The organism is Paenibacillus sp. 01T431, assembly GCF_056398625.1.
Genome location: NZ_JBFTPT010000013.1, coordinates 109436 through 131341 on the forward strand (window position 1 = coordinate 109436; position 21906 = coordinate 131341).

The following is a 21906-nucleotide window of genomic DNA, read 5'->3' on the forward strand; positions in this document are numbered from 1 at the left end:
GAGCCAGAAGCAACAAGCTTCTGGCTCACCTCTTTTGTTTTTGGTGCTAACCCTATTTGATAATGCCTGTACCTTCAATTTTTATATTGGCATTTACGATAAATTTAACGTTAGGGTAGATGGACTGCCACTTCTGCCAAGCCTCCTTACCAGGGTGGGTAGCCCGATAGCGCAGTCCGAAACCTATAGGGTCTACATTTGCTTTTTGGATTTTTTTGAGAAGCGCGAGGCAAGATTCAGCATATTCCTTATTTAAATTTTGCTCAATCGGCTGCCACTGATCTTCATATATGCCTTTTGGCGCTTCCTCAAATACGACCCTGATCTTCACATCAAGCGTGATCGTGTCTTGACCGTTTTGCTTCCCAAGTCGGAAGTTTGAGTGCATATCCGTAATCGCAACGACTAAATCCAAGCCTTCAAACATGCCATGCATCGAAGATTTGGTGAAATCTTCCGCGAGTTGATTGTAAAGCTGCGATTCAGCTGGAGACAACATAAGCTTAACCTTTGTTTTGTCCAGCAGCGCTGTTCGGTTGATGACGAAGCTCTTTTTACCATCCTTTGTAATAACAGGCATCAGCGGATCGAGTCCTTCCTCGGAAGCACGCCTTGCGAAGTCTGATAACGTTTCTACGTAAGTATAGGATGACTCGGTTCCGTCAGCTCCAAAGCTTAAAAAAAGCGTGTTGCCCGGATAACGCTCGGACACAGGCTTTATTTTCAGCAGTGATTCCGCGTCCGGTTTCCCGATAGCAATATCGGCGACACTTTGGATATCTCTTCTCCGCGACATCCATTGCAATATTTCCGTATAGTTTTGGCGGGCAATCTTCTCACCAATGAGAAACACTTTGCAATGCCCGAAATCCAGCTCCTTGTCGACGTAGGATTTCAACATTCGAATGCCTTCTGCGACGGTTTCTGTATCAATGGTCTCGATCTGTGTTTTCGATGCGCCAGGCTCGATCTTTGGAGACGGAACAGCAAGCAGCAGGGAAAGACGAAACGGTTTTTTCTCATTATCTGATGCATCTATGCCAAGAGCGACCACGAAGAATCGTTTGTCGATATCCTTGAACCCGCAGCCGCCAAGCAAACCAAGAGAGAGGATTAACAAAAAGACTCGAAAGGTGATGCTCATACGGCTTTGGACCTCCTTTTGCTAAGCACGAACACCCAAACGACGATTAATATTTCCACGAAAAATCGGACAATGAGCCAATAGGTAGTAATGATCATGTTCATCTTTTCGTTCGTCAGCATGAGATATAGGATGGAGAGCAATGCAAAAATGCCGACGATGACATAGTTGGACATCGGTGTTTTGAGACTATCAAACTCCGGCCTATAGCTTGGAAAACAAGATTTCACAAACTCCATCGCCTGATGCCAGCCGGACATCGTATAAACGAGAGTTAGGTTCAAAAAAACGATTAGAAAAAGAAACAACACACGTTCAATAAAGCCGTATTGCATAAGTAGGGAATCAGCGGTCTGGCTCCATATGTAAATGTATTGGTTTACGCCTTCCGTTCCATGAAAACCAATGGGCACAAAAAATGTAATCAATAAAATAACAGCGCCGGCTATCGGATAGATAAAGCGGAATTTAAAACGGAAATTTGGTGGAAATAGCCGATTGAACAATGAAAGATTAATATAACCGGTAAAAATGAACGTAGAGGCTGCAATGCAGGTCAATGTAGGCATTTCCGTTATGTAGTTGGCTACGACATGAATCGCATCCCAATTAAGCTGATTGCTTCGTACGGCTTTAAACAATATAAAGATGATGATTGGAGCATTTACGATCATGCCGATTTCAACGATGAACATTACTGAGAGGGTTGAACGTGTGGCAGCATAACCGCAGGCAATGACGAGCATGGCTAGAATAATATTCGCATCCGCGTCTGGATTGAAAAAACGATTAATAAGAATGGCGTAGGCAACAACGACGATAGTCGTTGCAAACCACCACATAATTGAAAAAAATAACATAGAAATCGTAACCAGCCACTGCGGAGAATGCAGTTTTAATATCTCAGGCAATCCTTTTCCCGGATAACGAGCCATTGCACTTGTATACATATAGACGAGTATCGTACCAATAACAATCCCGACCACAATAGAAGATACGGCACCGGTATAGCGATATTGAATAAGGATATGTGGGACATACAGCAATAGATTAATGAAACTCACGAGAATAAAGTTGTAATAGAAATAACGGTTCATTTAATCTTCACCTGCCCCACATCGCCTTCTAACGGCCTTAGTTTTCCGAAAATACGCATATATGGCTTGCCAAAGCTTCTTAGGCTGCATAAATAAGTGATATAGATAAACAAACCAACGGCAACTCCAGTGATGCCAAAGAAAATAGAGATTCCGATTAGCGGATACTTTAAAAAACGGACAGCAAATGACAGCGAATTGACAGGAATAACGAAATTCGAAATAGCTACGACTGACGTTACAATAATCATAATGCTGCTTACGAGACCGGCTTGCTGAGCGGCTTGTCCAAGAATAAGTCCTCCAACGGTAGTAGCCGTGGAGCCGATGTACCTGGGCAAGCGAATGCTTGCCTCGATTAGTGTTTCGATCATAAAGAGCATAATAAATACTTCTATGAACGATGGATAAGGAACAGCAGAACGGCTGCCTGCAATGGAGAAAGCAAGCTGCACGCGAAACAGCTCTGGATTATAGGAGACAACGGAAATATAGAGAGCAGGCAAAGTGATTGTGAGCAAAGTTGAAGTGTAACGAAGGAAGATAAGAAAACGAGTCATCCAATAGGAGTCGTAATCATCCTCTACGGCGTGCATGAAATCAAAAAAAGTGGACGGCAAAATAAGAGCGAACATGTTTCCCTTTACGAGAATGATTATTTTCCCTTTGGAAATCGCACTGGTAATGCGGTCAGGACGTTCTGTAATAAGAATAGTTGGAAACAAATGCTTGCGATTGCCGACTAACAGCTTCTCAAGCTCACCAGCGGATTGAAGCATTTCCACGTTAATCGTTGTTAACTTTGTACGTACATTATCAAGTACGGTAGGATCTACACGTCTCTGATCAAATAAGGCGAACACGGGTGTTTGGGACAATGTTCCAATTGTATGCTCTTCTACCGAAAGATCGGGGGAAGGGTACATGCCGCGGATCAGATTGAGTGATATATTTATATTTTCGCTTAATGCGATCTGAGGGCCCTGAATAGCACTTTCCACTTGTGTTTGTGAATTCTCAATACAGATGACACGTTCAGCTTTGAATGAATAGACGACTTCATTTGCTTGAATCAGGACATGCCCGCGCAGAAGAAGACTTTGCCACATAGCGACATCTTCCAGTATTTCATAATCGGGATTTGTATCCAGCTGAGCTTGAAACGAATATTCCTCTTTTATAAAAGGGACGATAATGAAATCGCTTATTTTTTTCTCTTCGCATAACGGTTCGATATAGGCGACTTCGATACTCATTTCGCTATTTTTCAAATTTTCCAATTTGATATCGATGGCTTCTGCAAATAATAAACGAATACGTTCATTCATGCCGGTTCCTCCCTTCAAATGATGCTGAGTTGCAAAAAGATCTGGATAAGCTTCCATAGTTTGCACGTATAATTTGAAAACTATCCTTATTTGATTCGATTTTGCCAGTAAGTTGGAATTCAAGTACAATAAAGTGATCATCATTCGCAAGCAATTCGCATGACCATGATGAAGGAGAGCATTAATATGAAACCATGGTACGAACAGAGCTTCGGCTCCGATTATATGCTTGTCTACAAACATCGCGATTGGGAAAATGCAAATAAAGAAGCTTCCAAAATGATCGCTTGGCTAGAGCTGGCGGAAGGTTCTCATGTACTTGATATAGGCTGTGGAATGGGAAGGCATTCACTCGCTTTAGCAAATCTTGGCTACACCGTTACAGGTATGGATTTATCGACTGCATTGCTTGATGAAGCTCATCGTCATGATGAAGATGGACTTGTTGAATGGGTTAAAGGGGATATGCGGGAGCTGCCGTTTGAGGCGGAGCGTTTTGACGCGACTGTCAATTTATTTACCTCATTTGGCTATTTCACAGCAGAGGAAGATAATGTGAGCGTGCTTCGGCATATTCGGAGAGTGCTGCGTACAGACGGTTGTTTTTTAATCGATTTCCTTAATCCTATTTATGTGGCTCAAACCTTGGTGCCCCGATCGGAACGTATCGATGAGGAGACAGGTCTGCTTATACAAGAGGCAAGATCCATTGCAAATGGTTGGGTGCAGAAGGGCATTTCAATCTTCAATCCGGAAAAGGAAGAGAAGCCAAGACAGTATTTAGAACAGGTAAGGCTGTACAACCTAGACTGGTTCGAAAACAATCTAGATGCTTGCAGTCTTAGGATAGACAAGCTGTACGGCAATTACGATGGTTCGAAATACGATCCAGAGGCTTCTCCGCGAATGATTATGACAGGGAGAGCTAAAAGATGATATTTGAAAACAAGGATTCAAGCAGCATGCCGTCTTCAAATGAACAGGAGTCTTTACATACGGTTTCGTGGCAGGAAGGATGGCTGCAGGTAAAGGTCCCGGTTCCCTTTTCCCTCAAGTGGGTTAATAGCTATCTTATACCCGAAGAACAGGGATATACGCTCATTGATCCGGGACTGCGAACGGACGAAGCCATTCAGGTATGGGATAAAGTCTTGCAGCATCATAACCTGGAGTGGAGCAATGTTACAAGAATCATTTTGACGCATCAGCATCCCGATCATTATGGCCTCGCTGGTTATGTGCAAGAGAGAAGCGGGGCGCCTGTATTTATTTCACGCAGGGCACATGACTATGCGATTAGGCTGTGGGGAGAAAAAAGTGAGTTCGGCGAGCAGCTGCAGGCTCTATATGCGAAGCATGGTATGCCGATTCAGCATAGAGAGGCTATTGCGCAAAATCTTGAAACCTTTGTGGAGATGGTATCCCCTCAGCCAGAGGTAACCTATATCGAAGCGGGAGATCAAATCATAATTGGCGGAATGAGCTGGCTTCTAATTGACGCGCCTGGTCATGCAAATGGTCAGCTATGTTTCTATCAGAAAGAACGCAAATGGATGGTATGCGGAGATCAGGTGATGCCTCATATTACCCCGAATGTGAGCATAGTGCCCGGTGAGGATGGCGATCCATTGGAAGCATTTCTGGGCAGCTTGCAGGAGCTTGCTCATTATGAGGTTCAATTGGCTTTTCCAGGACATCGGGATCCTTTTACCGATTTCCATGGCAGGATATTGGAGCTGCAGCAGCATCATATACGGAGGCTCGACAAAATGGTTCGGATGCTCGAAGAAGAGCCCCGCACTGCCTATGGCATGTGCGAGGCTCTATTCGGCAATCGTCTGAACGGGAATGCGCATCAGCTGAGATTTGCAATGTCGGAGACACTTGCGCATTTGGTATATTTGGAGCGTCAAGCTCGAATCTCTTCTACTGAAAAAGATGGCATTTATAATTATTTTGCGATCACCGCTTAACGATCACGGAATTCCTGCGGGGTAATGCCGTATCGATCTTTGAACACCTTTATGAAATAACTCGTTTTCAAATAACCGACTTTAGCTGCTATCTCGTAAATTTTGTCTGTTGTCGTGCGAAGCATATGCGCTGCCGTCTCCATTTTCAATCTGGATAAGTAGTCGCTTATGCCTTCGCCGGTTTCCAGCTTATATATTTTTGACAAGTAGGACGGATTCAGGAATACATGGGAAGCAATCGATTGCAGTGAAGCGTCTTCTAAATGGCTTGAAACATATTCTTGAACCTTCTGAATCGTACTGGAACGAGAATGCTGTACTTTGCTAGTCATATGGCTTCTATAGTTATCAAGTATGCCAGACGTCCAAGTGCGAAGCTGTTTAATCGTATGAAAGTGGGGACCACTAAGCAGTTGATTGAACTCAGATCCCATAATGTCGGACATCCACAGCTTGTTTTTATGAATGGAGAAACTTAACGAGCTTGCAATCATGAAATAGGTTTCCAAAATATGCTCATGCGACTCGCCCCATTTAAGCTCCAGCTCCTCAAACGCAAGATTTAGTTTCTCCTCAATCGCGTCCCATTGTCCTGCCTCAAGCAAATGAATAAGCAGCGGCGGATTGTATAAATGAGAGAGGGAATTCGCTTCTCCTTGCTGTGATTCCTCTGTCAGTGTGAGGAGAAATCCGCGTTCACTGCCAATGCGCTGTCTAAAGCTGATAAGCGAGAAATCATAGGTTTCGCGCAGCTCAAGCGGAAATACATCCTGCTTCGTAATGACTAACGATACGGTCCCCTTTAAATACAATTTCACATAATGCTGAAGCTGTGCTGCTTTTTGCTCAATGAGATGCAGCATGGAAGCTTGTTCTTGGCGTTGATTTTCTTTGCCCATAATGAGAAATACAAAGTAGCCATGCTCATCCTTCGTATGCCATAGCCTATATTCCTCTGTAAATATTTCCTCCGCGATGTTGCACACGGCGTATTCAAGCAGCGAGCTGTCACGTTCGCTTTGCTCATAGAAGTAGTCCTCCATCCGCATAAGCATCATACAATATGGCTCTTTTGGATGAAAAGCGAGGTTCAGAATGTCGAGCTTTTCTTTTAATTTTTCGTCGCTGTAGGCCTGTCCCTTCAGAAGTGAGAGCAGAAGATGATTTCGTAAAATAGGGACATTTTCTTTCAAAGAGGTTAGCGCGCTTTGATGCGAGCTGACCTCCTTCCAATGCTCTTCCAGCTGGGAAGCTGCTTTCCGAACGGCTTGCAGCAGCTCTTCGTCTTCAGCGGGCTTGAGCAAATAGTCGCTTGCTTGGAACTGAAGTGCTTTTTGGGCATACTCAAAATCATTATAGCCGGACAATAAAATACATTTCACATTGCTCCATGATGCTTTGATTTGCTCGATTAAATCAAGGCCGGAGAGGCCGGGCATATGAATATCTGTAATGACGATATCAATAGGCGTAGCCTGCATAATATCAAGCGCTTCCCGCCCCGAGTGTGCAAGGTAGACGGAATCAATGCCAACTGAGCTCCATGGCAAATTACTGGCTAAATCCTCTACGAGATCAGGCTGGTCATCGACAATTAAAAGTTGATACATGGTGAACAGCTCCTATTCATTCATCTAAGGCGTGTCTGAGAGCTCTGAGGAGAGCAAATTTTGCCGAATTTTCGTTCCATGCAAGGCGCGTTTGTGAAGGCGTACCGGGGGTACGTCAAGCAAACGGAACGAAGCAGGGGGCGAAAAGGCGGTGAAAGGTGCCACTGAACGGGTTTTCAGACACGCCCTAGTTGGCATAGTTTTCATGCGGCCAAGACAGGTACACAGCAACGCCGCCTTCTTCGCGAATTCGGAAGCTGATTGAAGCCTCAGAACCAAATTGGAACAGCATCCGCTGCCTAATATTCCACAGCGCGCAGCCGCTCGTATCATCAGGCGGATTGATAATTTTTTTCTCCAGCTTTCGAAGGGCTTCGTCCGTCATCCCCATCCCGTTATCTTCTACAATAATCGTGTGATAGCGATCATTGCTTTCACCGGAAATGGTGATGAGCCCATCACCGTCAAATCGTTCAATCCCGTGCAGCACCGCGTTTTCAACGACAGGCTGCAGGAGCAGACGCGGAATCTGAGCACTAAGCATCGAATCGGGCACCTCGATGCGGTAGGACAGGTGCTGGATATGAAATTGTTGAATTTCCAAATAGCTCTCAACAAGCTGCAGCTCTTCCCTCAGCGTTGCGGTCAGCTTCTCGACCCTTGTCGTATAGCGATAATAGGTAGACAAGTGCATAGCAAGCCGCATGACAGATTCCTTCTTATCCAGCCTAGCAAGGCTGCGTATGAGTGCGAAACAATTGTATAAAAAATGCGGATTAATCTGGGATTGCAACTGCTTTACATTGGCTTCACGCCTGCGAAGCTCCTCCACATAAACCTTCTGAATGAGCTGTTCCGTATTCGCAGCCATATCGTTAAATCTTTGAAATAAATAAGTAAATTCATTTTTGGGGTTTACCGTTATTCTTGCGGAATAGTTGCCTTCCTGCAGCCGTTTCACACTCCGAATAAGCAAACCGATTGGGCGCTGTACATTTCGATAAAGCAAATAACCTGCGAGCAAGCTCATAATGAGCAGCAAACCGACGGAGCCGTAAAATAAATTTTGGCTTTTGACGATTGGTTTCAAAACATTTGCAAGCGGTACGTAGTCAATCAAATACCAATCCAACGTTTTTACATGCGCAGAGGTGACGAGAAAATCATCCCCATTTATCGTCATAATTTGATTGGACGCTTCTGGGACGGTCATTTTTTTGAGCAGCGCTTGAATGCTCTTGGTCATTTCTTTATCGGCCGTTTTATTTTTTATCATGCGCCCATCGGAATGGACAAGAAACGGATCGCCTTTGCCTGCCAGCTTGAACGTATCCAAATCCTTTATGAGATGCTCCTCTGGAAAAGAAATCTCAACGATGATACCGGCTTTCTCTATATCGGTGATTTTGCTTTTTGGCTTGACGATATGGCGTACGAAACGATTTTGCTTTATGTTTTGAATCGTCATTTCCTCATACTTCCAGGTCGGGGTCAATATTTTTTTGATCGATTCGAGATCATACGAGAGATATGTATTTGTTGAGACGAGCTGCTTGCTTGCCGGCGCTGTAATGCTGTATTGCGTATCCCAGCGCTGTGCGACATTGAGCAGGCGAAGCCTCTCGAGAATGCGCAGCTTCTCATCGTTTCGCTGGTATGTGCTTTCAATTAAATGTAAATTTTGCAGCTGCTGGATATGGATATCTTCGCTGAGCAGAAAGCCAAGTGTCGATAGCGTTGTTACGCTTTTATCAACCTCGCTCGCTAGAAATGTAATGTCCTTCTGCTTCAACGATTTCATTTCTTCCGTGATAACTCCGATGCTTGTCCGTATAGAAAGCGTATACAAAATAATGATCGGGATAAGCAAAAGGACGATCAATGTAATCATTTTGGCAAATGTGTTTTCTCTTAAACGCATGCTGGAGTCCTCTCTTTTTATGAAAATAATGATACATAAGTAAACAAAATGGCATGCTTCCAAAGATCGTGGTCTATAGAACAGGAGAGACTGCTGGTAAAATTAATCATACAGGAGAGATGAAAAAACTCAAATCAAATTTTGTTTGGAAAGGGGCAGAACAGTGGAAAGTGCGCTAAACAAACCGCTGCAGCAAGAAAAAAAACAAAGACAACAAAAGGATAAAAGAGCGAGAGAACTATTTAGCCGTACTTGGCCCTTGCATCTCATGCTGCTTCCGGCGGCTATTGTTACCTTTATATTTGCTTATGTACCAATGAGCGGGTTAATTATGGCCTTTCAGGATTTTAAACCTTATAACGGCATGTTTCATTCGAAGCTTGTTGGACTGGAGCACTTCCGCTTTATGTTTGAGTATCCAGACAGCAAACAGGTCATTTGGAACACTTTAATCATTTCGGGCTTAAAGATCGTTTTTGGCTTAATCGTGCCGTTCACGTTCGCGATCCTGCTTAATGAGGTTCGAAAAATGCTGTTTAAGCGAGTGGTACAAACTCTGGTGTACTTGCCGCACTTTATATCATGGGTAATTTTAGGTGCGATCCTTACTGACATGCTGGGCAGTAAAGGAATCGTGAATCAAACGCTCAACAGTCTCGGTATAGATTCTGTATTCTGGCTTGGGAACGGGGATTGGTTCCGTTTTACCGTTATCGTAAGCGATATTTGGCAAAACTTCGGTTTTAACACCATCGTGTTTCTTGCGGCACTGGCGGGTGTAAATCCTTCATTGTACGAAGCGGCTGAGGTGGATGGCGCCACGCGCTGGAAGCAGACGCTGCACATCACGGTTCCGTCGATGATTCCAATCGCGGTTGTCGTAGGCACGTTGTCCCTCGGCAATATTTTGAACGGGGGCTTCGATCAAATATTCAATCTATACAATTCGCTTGTATACGATAAGGGAGACATTATCGATACGTTCGTCTATCGGACAGCGATATTGAATGGTCAATACAGCTTTGGAACAGCTGTTGGTTTGTTTAAATCTCTAATCGGTTTGATCATGATCGTCTTCTCTTACCGAATGGCATACAAATACGCAGGTTATCGAATTTTCTAGGAAAGAGAGGGGCGAGAAAAAGCATGTATCACAAAACAACAGGTTATAAAGCTTTTTCAGTATTTAACTATATTTTGCTTGCGGTCATTTGTATTTCTTGTATTATTCCGCTCGTTCATATTCTAGCTGTAAGCTTAAGCGCCAGCTCGCCAGCCAACGCGAATCTGGTCAAGCTATGGCCGATTGGCTTCAACTTTGAAGCCTATTCCAAAACGCTGAATAACGATAATTTTCACAATGCTCTTTTTGTAGGTTTTAAGCGTACGGCGCTCGGCACGCTCGTCGGCATGACTTTGATGATTCTAGCGGGTTATGCATTATCCAAAGATGGACGGACATTTAAGAGCCGTTCGGTCTATACGTGGTATTTTCTCTTTACGATGTTGTTCAGTGGTGGTATTGTTCCTTCGTACATGCTTATTCGCAACTTGGATTTAATGAACTCGATTTGGGCGCTTGTTCTGCCAGGGGCGATCAACGTATTTAATATGGTGCTTCTAATGAACTTTTTTCGGGCAGTACCGAAGGAGCTGGAGGAAGCTTCGCTCATGGATGGAGCGGGACAGTTCCGAACGCTTTGGAGTATATTTTTACCCATTTCAATGCCGGCTTTAGCTACGATTTCATTGTTTACAATGGTAACTCATTGGAATTCATGGTTTGATGGATTGTTATATATTACAGATTATAGAAAATATCCATTAGCAACCTTCTTGCAAACGATTATTGTGCAGCAGGATTTTAATAAAATAAATCCCGATGTCAACGAGCTTAAGCATATCTCGCAGCGTACCGTTAAATCCGCGCAAATCTTCATTGGTACGTTGCCGATACTGCTTGTATACCCCTTTTTACAGCGATATTTCGTGAAAGGCATCATCATGGGGGCTGTCAAAGAATAGTGCAAGAAAAAGGCATCAATAACAAAATTGTGGTCTTTCGGAGCTGTAAAGCGAGCTGTATATTGGTAACAAGCGATATTACAAATATCGTTAATAATAACAAAAATTAACTAACGGGGGTAAAGGCATGAAGAAGTCGCTTTCGGTCTTATTGGTACTATCATTTATGCTCGCAATCGCAGCTTGTTCTGGAAACAACACGAACAAGGGGACTAACAGTCCGTCAGCAACAAACAAAGCGAGCAACGAACCAGCCAAGGTTGAAGAAGGAAGCACTGAAGGCTTTGCGGATGGCAAGTATACGACACCAATTACGTTAACGACAGTTTGGGGTCTTAACCAAAATGGTTCAATCTTCAAAGAAGGCGAGTCCATTGAGGATAATGTTCATACTCGTCTTATCAAAGAAAGACTTGGCATTGACATTAAATACAACTGGGTTGTAACGAATACGAATGATGCATACAAAACAAAGCTTCGCCTTATGCTGTCATCAGGTGAGGAAATGCCGGATGTTGTCACTTACCGCGGAGATATGGAAACGGTTAATATGTTGATCGACTCCGGTCAATTTATGCCGGTAGGCGATTTGGTCGACAAATACGCGAACGATACTTACAAAGCAGGCCTTGATCTTGATCCAACCATCTGGCTGCCAATTAGCCGGGGCGCTGACAAAATGGCCTTGCCTATTCTAGATTATGCCTACAACGCTGATCATGTCATGTGGATTCGTGAGGATTGGCTGACAAAGCTTAACCTTAAGGCTCCAACAACGCTTGCAGAAATGGAAACGGTTATGGAAGCATTCGTTAAGAATGATCCAGATGGAGACAGCAAAGCAGATACAATTGGCCTTGCAACGGGCTTCAAAAATGGCTTCGCTAACTGGATGACTGATATCGGCTTCGTGTTTGGTGCTTATGGCACAATGCCTGGTCAATGGAATCAAGCAGCGGATGGATCTTTGGCACATGGTTCGATCAATCCAGCAGCTAAAGATGCATTAACAAAATTAAAAGAATGGTTAGACAAAGGCTACATTTCACAAGATTCAGCATTGCTTGATGAATCAACGGGCTCGGAATTGTTTACTAAAGGCGAAGCGGGAATTATTTTTGGACCAAACTGGCTTCCAGCATGGCCTTTCCCAGATCTTCTGAACAACGTTCCTGGCGCAAAATATAAAGCGTATCCAATTCCTGCTGGTCCAGACGGCAAAATTGGTTCCGCAGGCGGCAACCCGCCAGCAAACGGTTATGTATTCGTAAACAAAAAAGCTAAAAATCCTGAAGCTATTTTACACTACTATAACTGGTTCTTCGATAATATGGCTAACCCGCAGCCGGGCAGCGAATTCGAGAAGGGCTTCGCAGAAGGTTATGATTATGCAACACTTCCAGACGGCTCTATTACTGCGGATATTGCAAAATACCCAGACCTATTCCCTGGTTTGAAGGATCAAACAGCACCACCGCTCTACTACACGCTCACTTTTGAAGGCGCTCGTATTCCTACTCTTTATGCAGAAACGCATGTTAAGCTTGCTGGCGGTGCAGAGCCGGTAACGCCATACGAGAAACAAGAGTTTAATACTCGTCTAAAAGAGAATACAGATGCCATGAAAGTGGTTATGGACCAAAATTCGATCCGCATGAAAAACTACTACATGGGTCCTTTGACGGAAACGATGCAAAGCAAAAACGAGCTTCTGAACAAGCTGCTTAATGAAACGTTTAGCAAAATCGTATATGGCCAACAACCGGTAGATTCGTTCGACACGATGGTTGAAAACTGGAAAAAATCAGGCGGCGAGCAAATTACAAAAGAAGTTAACGATTGGTACAACAGCGTAAAATAAGGAGTTATTTTCAGCTGAGGCATCATGTAAAAGTATAATAGATAGAGAAAACAGTCTGTCACGTTGCAGTTTATCATTTAGCTGTAAGGGGCAGGCTGTTTCCTTGAAAAGACAAGTAAGCGTTATCATTTTATTTCATAATCCGGAAAGGATGTAGGAGAAGCATGAATAAACGGTTTATCTCCATAATATTGGTGTGCATGATGCTCACAAGCAGCTTGCCGGCTGTCAGTGCGGCGACAGCCACAGATGAGAAGGGAACGGCGCATTGGGGCGAGAAAGTGCTGGAAAAATGGATTTCTAAGGGGATGCTTAGCGGATATCCGGATGGGAGCTTGCAGCCTGATCGTCAAGTGACGAGAGCTGAATTTACAAAGCTGGTCCATGCTATCTTTCAGTTTGAAGCTAAAGGCTCGAATACCTTTATAGATGTAGCCGCTGACGCATGGTACAGCAAGCAGGTTGCTGCTGCGTTGGAAGCTGGAGTGATTACCGGTTACCCGGATGGCAGCTTTAAGCCTGACGCACCACTTACGAGGCAGGAGGCTGCGAAAATAATAGCCGAACTGTTTAAGCAGGCTGAAGTAGATGGGAATCAGCTATCTAGCTTTACGGATTATAATCAAGTACAAGCTTATGCAAAAGCACCGTTAGAGCAGCTGCTGGCAGGAGGATACATAACGGGTTATCCGGATCAAACCATTCGGCCGAAAAAACCGATTACTCGTGCAGAGGCCATCACATTGCTTGACCGAATTGCTGGTGAAATCATTAATGCAGCCGGCACCTATGAAAATTTGAAAATAGCCGGAAATGCTGTCGTAAATACAGCGGGAGTAAAGATCAACAAAACTGTTATCGATAAGGATTTGTTCTTAACGCAGGGAATTGGCGAAGGCGATGTCTTTTTAACGGATGTGGATGTGAAAGGAACGGTCTACATCAATGGGGGCGGAATCAACAGCATTCATTTTATAAATTCGAAGCTGAATAAGCTTATTGTGAATAAACCTGCTGGAAAAGTACGCGTCGTACTCACAGGCTCTTCGCAGGTGCAGCAGCTTATTGTGGAAAAGGGATCTAATATACAAATTGATGCTGGAGCAAGCAGTCAATTACTTACGATTTCGGATACAGCTGAAGGAACGACAATTCAGGTAAATGGTACTGTAAATCAAATAGTTAATACAGGTTCAAGCACGACATTAAATGGCAATAGCTTAGGCAAAAGCAGTGATATCACTGTTCAGAACGGAATTGTAAAAACAGGACAACCGACTGGCTCAGGTCAAAGCGGTGGTGGCGGTCAAACGACTCCGCAACCAACTCCAACAGCAGCACCGACAAACTCACCGACACCTTCGCCTACGACAGAACCGACGGCGACACCAACAACAGCACCTGTGGATGAATGGGAGCTTGTATGGAATGATGAATTTGATGGAAGTGGCGACAACGTTGATACAAACGGCGTTAACCTCGACAAATGGGCTTATCAGTTAGGCACGGGCTCTCAATATGGCCTTGATGGCTGGGGGAACAATGAAGAACAGTATTATCGCTCCGAAAATATTAAGGTGGCGGACGGGAAATTAACGATCACCGCTGACGATGATGGTTTTGGCGGCAAGAAATATACATCAGGCAGACTATTTACAGAGCCTACTTTCAATAAAACGTATGGAAAATTTGAAGCTCGGATGAAGCTGCCGGTAGGCAATGGCATCTGGCCTGCCTTCTGGATGATGCCAAAGGATAGCGAGTATGGGGTTTGGGCTTCATCTGGAGAACTCGATATTATGGAAGCGCGCGGCCGCTTACCGGAAAAAGTCGGCGGTGCCATTCATTACGGTAAAAACTGGCCGGCAAACAAGTCAAAAAGTGCAGATTACATTTTTGGAGAAGAAACGGATATTACCGACTATCACACTTACGGTGTAGAGTGGGAGCCTGGTGAAATTCGTTGGTATGTTGACGGACAATTGTTCCAGAAGCTTAATAATTGGGATAGCTGGGGAGCAGATCAACCTGCAAAATATGCGTTTCCCGCTCCGTTTGATAAGCCGTTTTACATGATTTTGAACTTGGCCGTTGGCGGTAATTTTGACGGTGGGATAACACCCGACTCATCACTGCTGCCAGTGAAAATGGAAGTCGACTATGTTCGTGTCTATGAGCTAACTGGCAGACCGTATAAGACGCCTGTAGAGCCTAGCGTCGACTCAGAGCCATATCCAGATCAATATAAAGAACCGATTGCAGGTAATTTTATTCATGATAATAGCTACAGCAAGCCGTTCACAACCATTGCTGAGGCGAATCAAGCTTTAGATACGAATTATTGGAATTTTGTACATGTAAGCACATTCCAAGGTAACGGCTCGATTTCTGTTGAAGCTTTAAATGGTGTAAATTATGCCAAGGCGGATATTACGAGCAGCGGGAATGCCATACATGCGGTTCAACTCATTCAGAATGTAACGCTTGGTAAAGGCAGATGGTATAAGCTTACTTTTGACGCTAAATCGAATGCAAATCGAAATGCGACCGTCAAATTTGGCGGCGGGGAAACACGCGGCTGGACGACGTACTCCGATATTATGGATGTAAAGCTGACAAACAATATCCAATCCTATGAAATGATATTCCAAATGGGTGCCGAGACGGATACGCTGGCTAGACTCGAATTCAACCTTGGACTAAGCACGAATCCGGTCTGGATCGGCAATGTGAAGGTTGAAGAAACCGACTCCCCAGATCCGTTTCATGATAACGACCCTAAAGAGCCGTTGAACGGCAATCATGTGTATAACGGCAGCTTCGACCTAGGTCGAATCGATCGTCTGACTTATTGGAATTTCAATAAGGCTGGAGGCAACGCTGCAGCATCGGTGAATGCTGACACTAGAGAACTTAAAATATCGAATCTTGATGGCGAAACAGAGCCGAAGTCGATCTCGCTTACGCAGTCGGGTATCAATCTACTGAAAGAAAACGATTATAAGGTAACATTTAAGGCTAGAGCAGCTTCTGCACGCTCCATTCAGATTGGTGTGTACAAATCAGATGGTACGGCCTATGCCGCTCCAGAGACGATCTCGCTTGCCTCCGAGATGAAGGAGTATACATTTCAGTTTGCGATGGAGCAGTCTAATGACGTTAATGGACAATTGGTATTTTTATTAGGCGGCCATCAGGCTGACATTTATTTAGACGATATTAAGATGATTCGATTGACTAACAACAACACGGGCGAATTGGCGCTGGCAGATCAATTTCCGGTGAAAAATGGCGACTTCTCGAGTGGCAAGGTGAGTTGGAGCGAGCATGTGCAGGGACGTTATGACGGATGGGGCTCAAGCGCGGACTTTAACGCTCAGAACGAAGAGATGAAGATTGCGATTGCGAGCGAAGGTGTTAATCCTTGGGACGTTATGCTGATGCAAAATAATATTAATCTATTTAAAGGCAAAACGTATACGGTAACGTTAGATGCAAGTTCATCCAAAAACCGTGAAATGGAAATTGTTATTGAAGTAGGCAGCACGCGTTATTTGTCCAAAAAGGTGCAATTGACGCAGACGAAACAAACGTTCAGCTACGAGCTGCTTGTTCAGAGCGACATTACGCCGACGTTTAAGCTGCTGCTCGGTAAACTGGACGGTGCAGCTGTAATAGGCGAGCATGATGTATTTGTTGACAACATACATGTGGAGCAGCAGGATGCACGAAGTAAAGCCTTCTTGATCAAAAATGGATATTTTGATGCAGGAATGCAGGATTGGAGCACACATATTCAGGGCATTTATGATGGCCCCTCGAGAGCAGCCATTACAGATGACAATGGTGCGGTGAAAGTTGCGATAGCGAACGCTGGCTTGAATGCGTGGGATATTGTTTTGCAGCAGGGCTCATTGGCGCTAGTTAAAGGCAAAACGTATGTCGTTACCTTTTTGGCCAGAGCAACTTCGCCGCGAACCATTGAAGCGGTTGTTGAGAACAGCGCATATAATCGTTTCTTAAATGAAAAGCTGCAGCTTGATACGGTTACTAAAAAGTACAGCTACGAGTTCACTATGGCAAAGGATGACAACGCAACCTATAAACTGCTTTTTGGAGTGCAGCCTGATGCTCCTTCTGCGGCACATGACGTATTTATCGACAATGTGCATCTTGAACTGAAAGGAGCTAAGGAAGCAGCAGGCGAGAAGGCTCGCAGCTCAAATGATATTATGCTGCTGCTTCCTCCAGTACTTTCAAAAGATGTATCCGATAATGAATTGGGTCAAAATATCGACATTACCTTTAATGATAATGAGGCTTGGAGAAATGCGATAACTGATGTATTTGTCGATGAATCTAAGCTTCCTAAAGAAGCGTATCAGCTTGCCTCAGGAAAGCTAACAATCGATAAGAACCAATTCAGTGCAGTTAAATCATACACGATCACGATTAGGTCAACTGGTTATGAGCTTGCTCAAGTGATCCAAAGTATTCAAGAGAAAAACATATGGAGTCTCGTATGGAATGATGAGTTTGACAGCGTAGGAGATAATCTGGATACAAACGGTGTCGATCTTGACAAGTGGGCGTATCAGCTTGGCAACGGCAGTGAGTATGGCGTAGGCGACTGGGGCAATAACGAGCTGCAGTTTTATAAGAAAGAAAATATAAAGATAGAGAATGGCCAAATGATTATCGAAGCCAAAAAAGAGAATTTTGGCGGTAAACAATATACGTCAGGCCGGCTTTGGACCAGTCCAACCTTCAGCAAAGCTTATGGCAAATTCGAAGCGCGGATTAAGCTCCCTGCGGGTCAAGGCTTATGGCCGGCGTTTTGGATGATGCCGAAGGACAGTGAATACGGCGGATGGGCTTCCTCAGGTGAAATTGACATTATGGAAGCTAGAGGACGAGTGCCAGGTGAACTTGATGGTACCATTCATTTTGGCAAAAATGCTCCTAATAACAAAATTACCGGTGCGCAGTATGAATTTCCCCAAGGTGAGGACATCACGGGTTACCATACTTATTCTTTAGAGTGGGAACCAGGTGAGCTGCGCTGGTTTGTGGATGGGAATTTGTTTCAAACGCTTAATGATTGGAATAGCTGGGGAGCAGATCAACCCGAAAAATATGCTTTTCCAGCACCATTTGATAAGGAGTTTTACATTATTCTCAATCTAGCTGTAGGAGGCAATTATGACGGCGGGTTGAAGCCTGATCCTTCCTTGTTGTCAGCTCAGATGGAGATTGACTATGTGCGTGCTTATGAGCTTACTGGCAGACCTTACAAGGTGCCTGTTGAACCGATGCTTGTAAAGGATTCGTTCCCGCAAAATGGGAAAGCGGCTGTAGATGGCAATTTCATTTATGATCCTGCTTATACTCATGGCGTTAAGAACATCACAGTAGAAAATCCGGTAATAGATATGAATTACTGGAATTTCCTTCATGGGGCTGAATTTGGCGGAGCGGGTGAGGTTTCGGTTGATCCGATTGACGGGTCACCATTTGCCAAAGTAGACATTTCGAATGGCGGGAATGTGCCATATTCCTTGCAGCTTGTCCAGTATGTAACGCTTGTTAAAGGCCAGGCCTACAAAATTAGCTTTGATGCAAAGGCATCAGCGCCGCGCAGCATGAGCTTGAAGTTTGGCGGGGATGCGAACAGCGGCTGGGGAATTTATTCTGACAACTTTGAAGCATCCTTGAAGGATCAGGTCGGTCATTATGAGTATCGCTTCCTCATGTCTGACAAAACAAATGCTGCTGCGAGGTTGGAATTCAATTTAGGTCAAAACGTAAATGATGTGTGGATCGGAAATGTTCATTTAGAGGAAATCGATGAGTTAATTGAACCAAGTGCTGCAAAAGCTCCACTAAATAACGGCAATCACATTTACAATGGAGGTTTTGATCTAGGGACGATGGATCGTCTGCTCTATTGGAACACAAAAATAACGGATTCGGCTGCTGCTGACATCAGTGTGAATCCATTATTGCGCAGGTTAAACGTTAATATTTCTGATGGTGGTACTAATGCTTCGTCTATAAAATTAACCCAACAGGGCATTAATCTGCTGCAAAAGGATTCGTATGAGCTGACCTTTGATGCAGAAGCTTCGGCCGCTCGGACCATTACCGTACAGCTTAAGAGCAAAGACGGATCAACGATTTATTTAGGTTCACACGCGATTCAGCTAGATACATCGAATAGTTCGCATAAGCTCTCATTTACGATGCCTCCTAACGTAACAGACGAGGAAGCGCAGCTTGAATTTTTGCTAGGCGGCAGCAACGCTGGGGTTCAGCTGGATAGCATTGAGCTTATTCGCACAACAAATTTGAATGTTGATTTTACAGGCGTCGATTTGTTTCCGCTTAAGAATGGAGATTTCTCCAATGGGCTAAGCGGCTGGGAGCCGTTTACGCAAGGAGGTACAGCAGCATTCACGGAATCGAATGGAGCTGCAAAAATAGCGGTAACAAACGTAGGAGGGGAAGCCTGGAACGTGATGTTTAACCAGTCGAACCTTAAGCTTTCCAAGGGGATGACGTATGTGCTCTCTTTTGATGCGAGTTCGACGGTAGCACGCGACATCGAAGCGGCTCTCGAAAATGCTGGTTATACACGGCGTTTTTATACGGGACCTTTGATGCTGACGCCTTCGATGCAGCATTTTGAATTTACATTTAAGATGATGACCGATGATAATGTTGCGCTTAAATTTTTACTTGGCAAAACTCCAAAAAGTGCAGCTGCACCGCATGACATTTTCTTTGATAATGTTGTGCTGGAGGTGAAGGATGCGCCAATACTGCGCCCGCCAACCTTAATACCAGATAAAACGGATAACCTAATAGGGAACGCGGTAGAAATCCGTTTTGTAGACAACGAAGCGTGGAGAACGGCGATTAGTGCAATTGAAGTGAATGGAGCTGTACTTGCTGGTGCAAAGTATACGCTTCAGCCTGGCAGCATCATGATTGATCAATCTGTTTTTGCAAGCGATCAATTATATACGATTAATGTCAAATCGACGGGTTTTGCGGATACAAGTGTTAATCAATTAATGCTTGCAGCAGATGGCAACTTTGTACTAAACGGTGGAATGACGAATGGGTCAGCTAACTGGGTGCATTGGTTTGGTGATGGAGGAGATTCGAAATATACACCTAAAGATGGTGTTGCCCAAATCGACATCTATTACCATGGGGGAATGCACCCAGAATGGAATGTTCCTGTCGGCTGGTCCACTCAGTTCAACCAAAGCGGAATCAAGCTAGAGGCAGGCAAATCCTATGAGCTTTCCTTTAACGCATGGTCAACAGTTAATCGTCCGATTGCAGTGGAGCTGGGTGGATATAACAATACTGAAAGCGTACATTTTAATCTGACTGGTGATTCAGCTGCTGTTTATAAGAAAAGTTTGCGGCCAAATAGCAACGTGGATATGACTCTTAAGTTTTTGCTTGGCAACGTCGTAAATGGTGCTATTGTTACGCCTGATGGTGAGCATACGATTTACATTGATAATGTCGCTATTCGTGAAGTGGCAGCACCACCGGTATTAGCAGCCGATTCGACTGAAAACAAAGTCGGACAGACAATTGAGCTGACATTTGCAGACTCCCCTGCTTGGCGTGCCGCAATTACGCAGCTTACGATTGACGGTGCAGCTGTCCAGAGCAGCAGCTACACGGTTGATGCGGGAAAAATCAAGCTTAATGCTGATTTATTTACTAGTGTCAAAACGTATCTCATCACCGTTGCCGCAGCTGGATACGGCATCGGCGAGGTGCAGCAGCAGGTGAAGACGGCTGCCGCAAACATTGCTCTTCATAAAGCTGCTGCTGCATCATCAGGCAATCAACCAGCAGCTAACGCTGTAGATGGAGCGGGCAATACGAGATGGGAGTCGGAGTCAACAGATCCTCAGTGGCTTTCTATTGATTTAGGCGCAGTCTATAAGCTGGAAAGTGCTGTTCTGAGCTGGGAGGGAGCCTATGGAAAAGCTTATAAGCTGCAAGTATCCTCGGCGGCAGCGCCTGGAGAAAGCGACTGGACGGATGTATTTACAGAAGCTGCAGGCAATGGCGGTCTCGATAACATTACATTAAACGGGCAAGAAGCAAGGCATATTCGAATGGTTGGATCTGCTAGGGGCACCAATTACGGTTATTCCCTGTGGGAGTTTGAAGTGTATGGCACATGGGTAAGCGGCGGCGAAGGAGGAGGAAACGGAGGCAATCCGGATCCTGGAACCACTCCAAATCCAGTGCTAGTGAACTTAGCGCTTAACAAGCACGCTGTTGCATCAAGCTTTAATACCGTTTTTCCTGCTCATTTGATAACAGATGGCGATAAGGGTACACGATGGGAAGCAAAATGGAGTGACAATAATACAGCTCCGTATCATGCAGAATGGTTCTATATTGATTTGGAAAAAGTTCATTCCATTAATAAAATCATTTTGACTTGGGAAGCTGCATATGGAAAAGCGATCGATATTCAAGTTGCTGCAGCAGGAAGCGACTTATCGGCAGCAAGCACAGATTGGAAGACGGTACATTCCTTGAACAGAGAATTGAGAGCGGAAGACTTTGTTGAAACGATCACCCTTGCAAGCAGTGCGGAGGCTAGATATGTTCGTATTTTAGTGACAGAAAAAGGTCTTCCTCCATATGTTCCATCACTTATTGAGATTGAGGTTTATGAATAACTGTTTTATTTAGAGTGATAAAGAGAGCATGCTTTTACAGGGAATCCTGTGAAGTATGCTCTTTTGTCTTTTTGACGTACGATGGTTGCTCTTAAGGTAAACGTTTGTTTATTAATGATGATTTAATGAAGAATAGTAAATATATATTGCGACATATATAAATATATGTTACATATTAAATAACGGAAATGACCTCTACATGTGTTCTAATTATTTATTCC

General features: G+C 44.2%; 11 protein-coding genes. 6 read left to right on the forward strand and 5 right to left on the reverse strand.

Annotated features, from left to right (window positions below):
- Nucleotides 1–52 precede the first annotated feature (52 nt).
- From AC1DM9_RS23020 to AC1DM9_RS23030, 3 genes are read right to left on the reverse strand one after another with little or no spacing between them, the layout of a single operon-like run.
- Nucleotides 53–1144 (reverse strand): Ger(x)C family spore germination protein, encoded by a 1092-nt coding sequence (locus AC1DM9_RS23020; RefSeq protein ID WP_441875664.1) that lies wholly within the window; start codon nucleotides 1142–1144, stop codon nucleotides 53–55.
- Complete coding sequence (locus AC1DM9_RS23025) at nucleotides 1141–2241, reverse strand: GerAB/ArcD/ProY family transporter (protein ID WP_441875667.1); 1101 nt, start codon at nucleotides 2239–2241, stop codon at nucleotides 1141–1143. Before AC1DM9_RS23025 ends, AC1DM9_RS23020 begins: the two co-directional genes overlap by 4 nt.
- On the reverse strand, nucleotides 2238–3569 hold the full coding sequence (locus AC1DM9_RS23030; protein ID WP_441875670.1) for a spore germination protein: 1332 nt from the start codon (nucleotides 3567–3569) through the stop codon (nucleotides 2238–2240). The genes AC1DM9_RS23025 and AC1DM9_RS23030 overlap by 4 nt, the downstream gene beginning before the upstream one ends.
- A gap of 186 nt (nucleotides 3570–3755) precedes the next feature.
- Between AC1DM9_RS23030 and AC1DM9_RS23035 the strand changes: the two genes are divergently transcribed.
- Nucleotides 3756–4505 carry a class I SAM-dependent methyltransferase gene (locus AC1DM9_RS23035; RefSeq protein WP_441875673.1) on the forward strand — a complete coding sequence of 250 codons (750 nt, stop codon included), beginning with the start codon at nucleotides 3756–3758 and terminating at the stop codon, nucleotides 4503–4505.
- Complete coding sequence (locus AC1DM9_RS23040; RefSeq protein ID WP_477582411.1) at nucleotides 4502–5542, forward strand: MBL fold metallo-hydrolase; 1041 nt, start codon at nucleotides 4502–4504, stop codon at nucleotides 5540–5542. The genes AC1DM9_RS23035 and AC1DM9_RS23040 overlap by 4 nt, the downstream gene beginning before the upstream one ends.
- Here AC1DM9_RS23040 and AC1DM9_RS23045 read toward each other — a convergent pair.
- Entirely contained in the window at nucleotides 5539–7152 is a 1614-nt protein-coding gene (locus tag AC1DM9_RS23045; RefSeq protein WP_477582413.1) for a response regulator, read from the reverse strand. The two genes, AC1DM9_RS23040 and AC1DM9_RS23045, sit on opposite strands and share 4 nt — an antisense overlap.
- Nucleotides 7153–7339: 187 nt before the next feature.
- Nucleotides 7340–9073, reverse strand: coding sequence for a sensor histidine kinase (locus AC1DM9_RS23050; RefSeq protein WP_477582415.1), 1734 nt, complete (start codon nucleotides 9071–9073; stop codon nucleotides 7340–7342).
- Between the two features lie 268 nt (nucleotides 9074–9341).
- On the opposite strand from AC1DM9_RS23050, the gene AC1DM9_RS23055 reads away from it, so the two are divergent.
- The 4 genes from AC1DM9_RS23055 (at nucleotide 9342) to AC1DM9_RS23070 (ending at nucleotide 21685) form a co-directional block, all read left to right on the forward strand.
- Complete coding sequence (locus AC1DM9_RS23055) at nucleotides 9342–10196, forward strand: ABC transporter permease (protein ID WP_076268055.1); 855 nt, start codon at nucleotides 9342–9344, stop codon at nucleotides 10194–10196.
- Between the two features lie 23 nt (nucleotides 10197–10219).
- Nucleotides 10220–11098: a carbohydrate ABC transporter permease gene (locus tag AC1DM9_RS23060; protein ID WP_441875685.1), complete on the forward strand. Its 879-nt coding sequence runs from the start codon at nucleotides 10220–10222 to the stop codon at nucleotides 11096–11098.
- Between the two features lie 127 nt (nucleotides 11099–11225).
- Nucleotides 11226–12959 carry an extracellular solute-binding protein gene (locus AC1DM9_RS23065; protein ID WP_477510998.1) on the forward strand — a complete coding sequence of 578 codons (1734 nt, stop codon included), beginning with the start codon at nucleotides 11226–11228 and terminating at the stop codon, nucleotides 12957–12959.
- Nucleotides 12960–13123: 164 nt separating this feature from the next.
- A complete protein-coding gene (locus AC1DM9_RS23070; protein ID WP_477582418.1) occupies nucleotides 13124–21685 on the forward strand; it encodes a carbohydrate binding domain-containing protein in 8562 nt (2853 codons plus the stop codon).
- Nucleotides 21686–21906 lie beyond the last annotated feature (221 nt).

What these genes read in the sequence shown, in the direction of transcription:
- AC1DM9_RS23020 (WP_441875664.1), bottom strand. Translation starts at nt 1,144, where the DNA reads ATGAGCATCACCTTTCGAGTCTTTTTGTTAATCCTCTCTCTTGGTTTG.
- AC1DM9_RS23025 (WP_441875667.1), bottom strand. Translation starts at nt 2,241, where the DNA reads ATGAACCGTTATTTCTATTACAACTTTATTCTCGTGAGTTTCATTAAT.
- AC1DM9_RS23030 (WP_441875670.1), bottom strand. Translation starts at nt 3,569, where the DNA reads ATGAATGAACGTATTCGTTTATTATTTGCAGAAGCCATCGATATCAAA.
- AC1DM9_RS23035 (WP_441875673.1), top strand. Translation starts at nt 3,756, where the DNA reads ATGAAACCATGGTACGAACAGAGCTTCGGCTCCGATTATATGCTTGTC.
- AC1DM9_RS23040 (WP_477582411.1), top strand. Translation starts at nt 4,502, where the DNA reads ATGATATTTGAAAACAAGGATTCAAGCAGCATGCCGTCTTCAAATGAA.
- AC1DM9_RS23045 (WP_477582413.1), bottom strand. Translation starts at nt 7,152, where the DNA reads ATGTATCAACTTTTAATTGTCGATGACCAGCCTGATCTCGTAGAGGAT.
- AC1DM9_RS23050 (WP_477582415.1), bottom strand. Translation starts at nt 9,073, where the DNA reads ATGCGTTTAAGAGAAAACACATTTGCCAAAATGATTACATTGATCGTC.
- AC1DM9_RS23055 (WP_076268055.1), top strand. Translation starts at nt 9,342, where the DNA reads ATGCTGCTTCCGGCGGCTATTGTTACCTTTATATTTGCTTATGTACCA.
- AC1DM9_RS23060 (WP_441875685.1), top strand. Translation starts at nt 10,220, where the DNA reads ATGTATCACAAAACAACAGGTTATAAAGCTTTTTCAGTATTTAACTAT.
- AC1DM9_RS23065 (WP_477510998.1), top strand. Translation starts at nt 11,226, where the DNA reads ATGAAGAAGTCGCTTTCGGTCTTATTGGTACTATCATTTATGCTCGCA.
- AC1DM9_RS23070 (WP_477582418.1), top strand. Translation starts at nt 13,124, where the DNA reads ATGAATAAACGGTTTATCTCCATAATATTGGTGTGCATGATGCTCACA.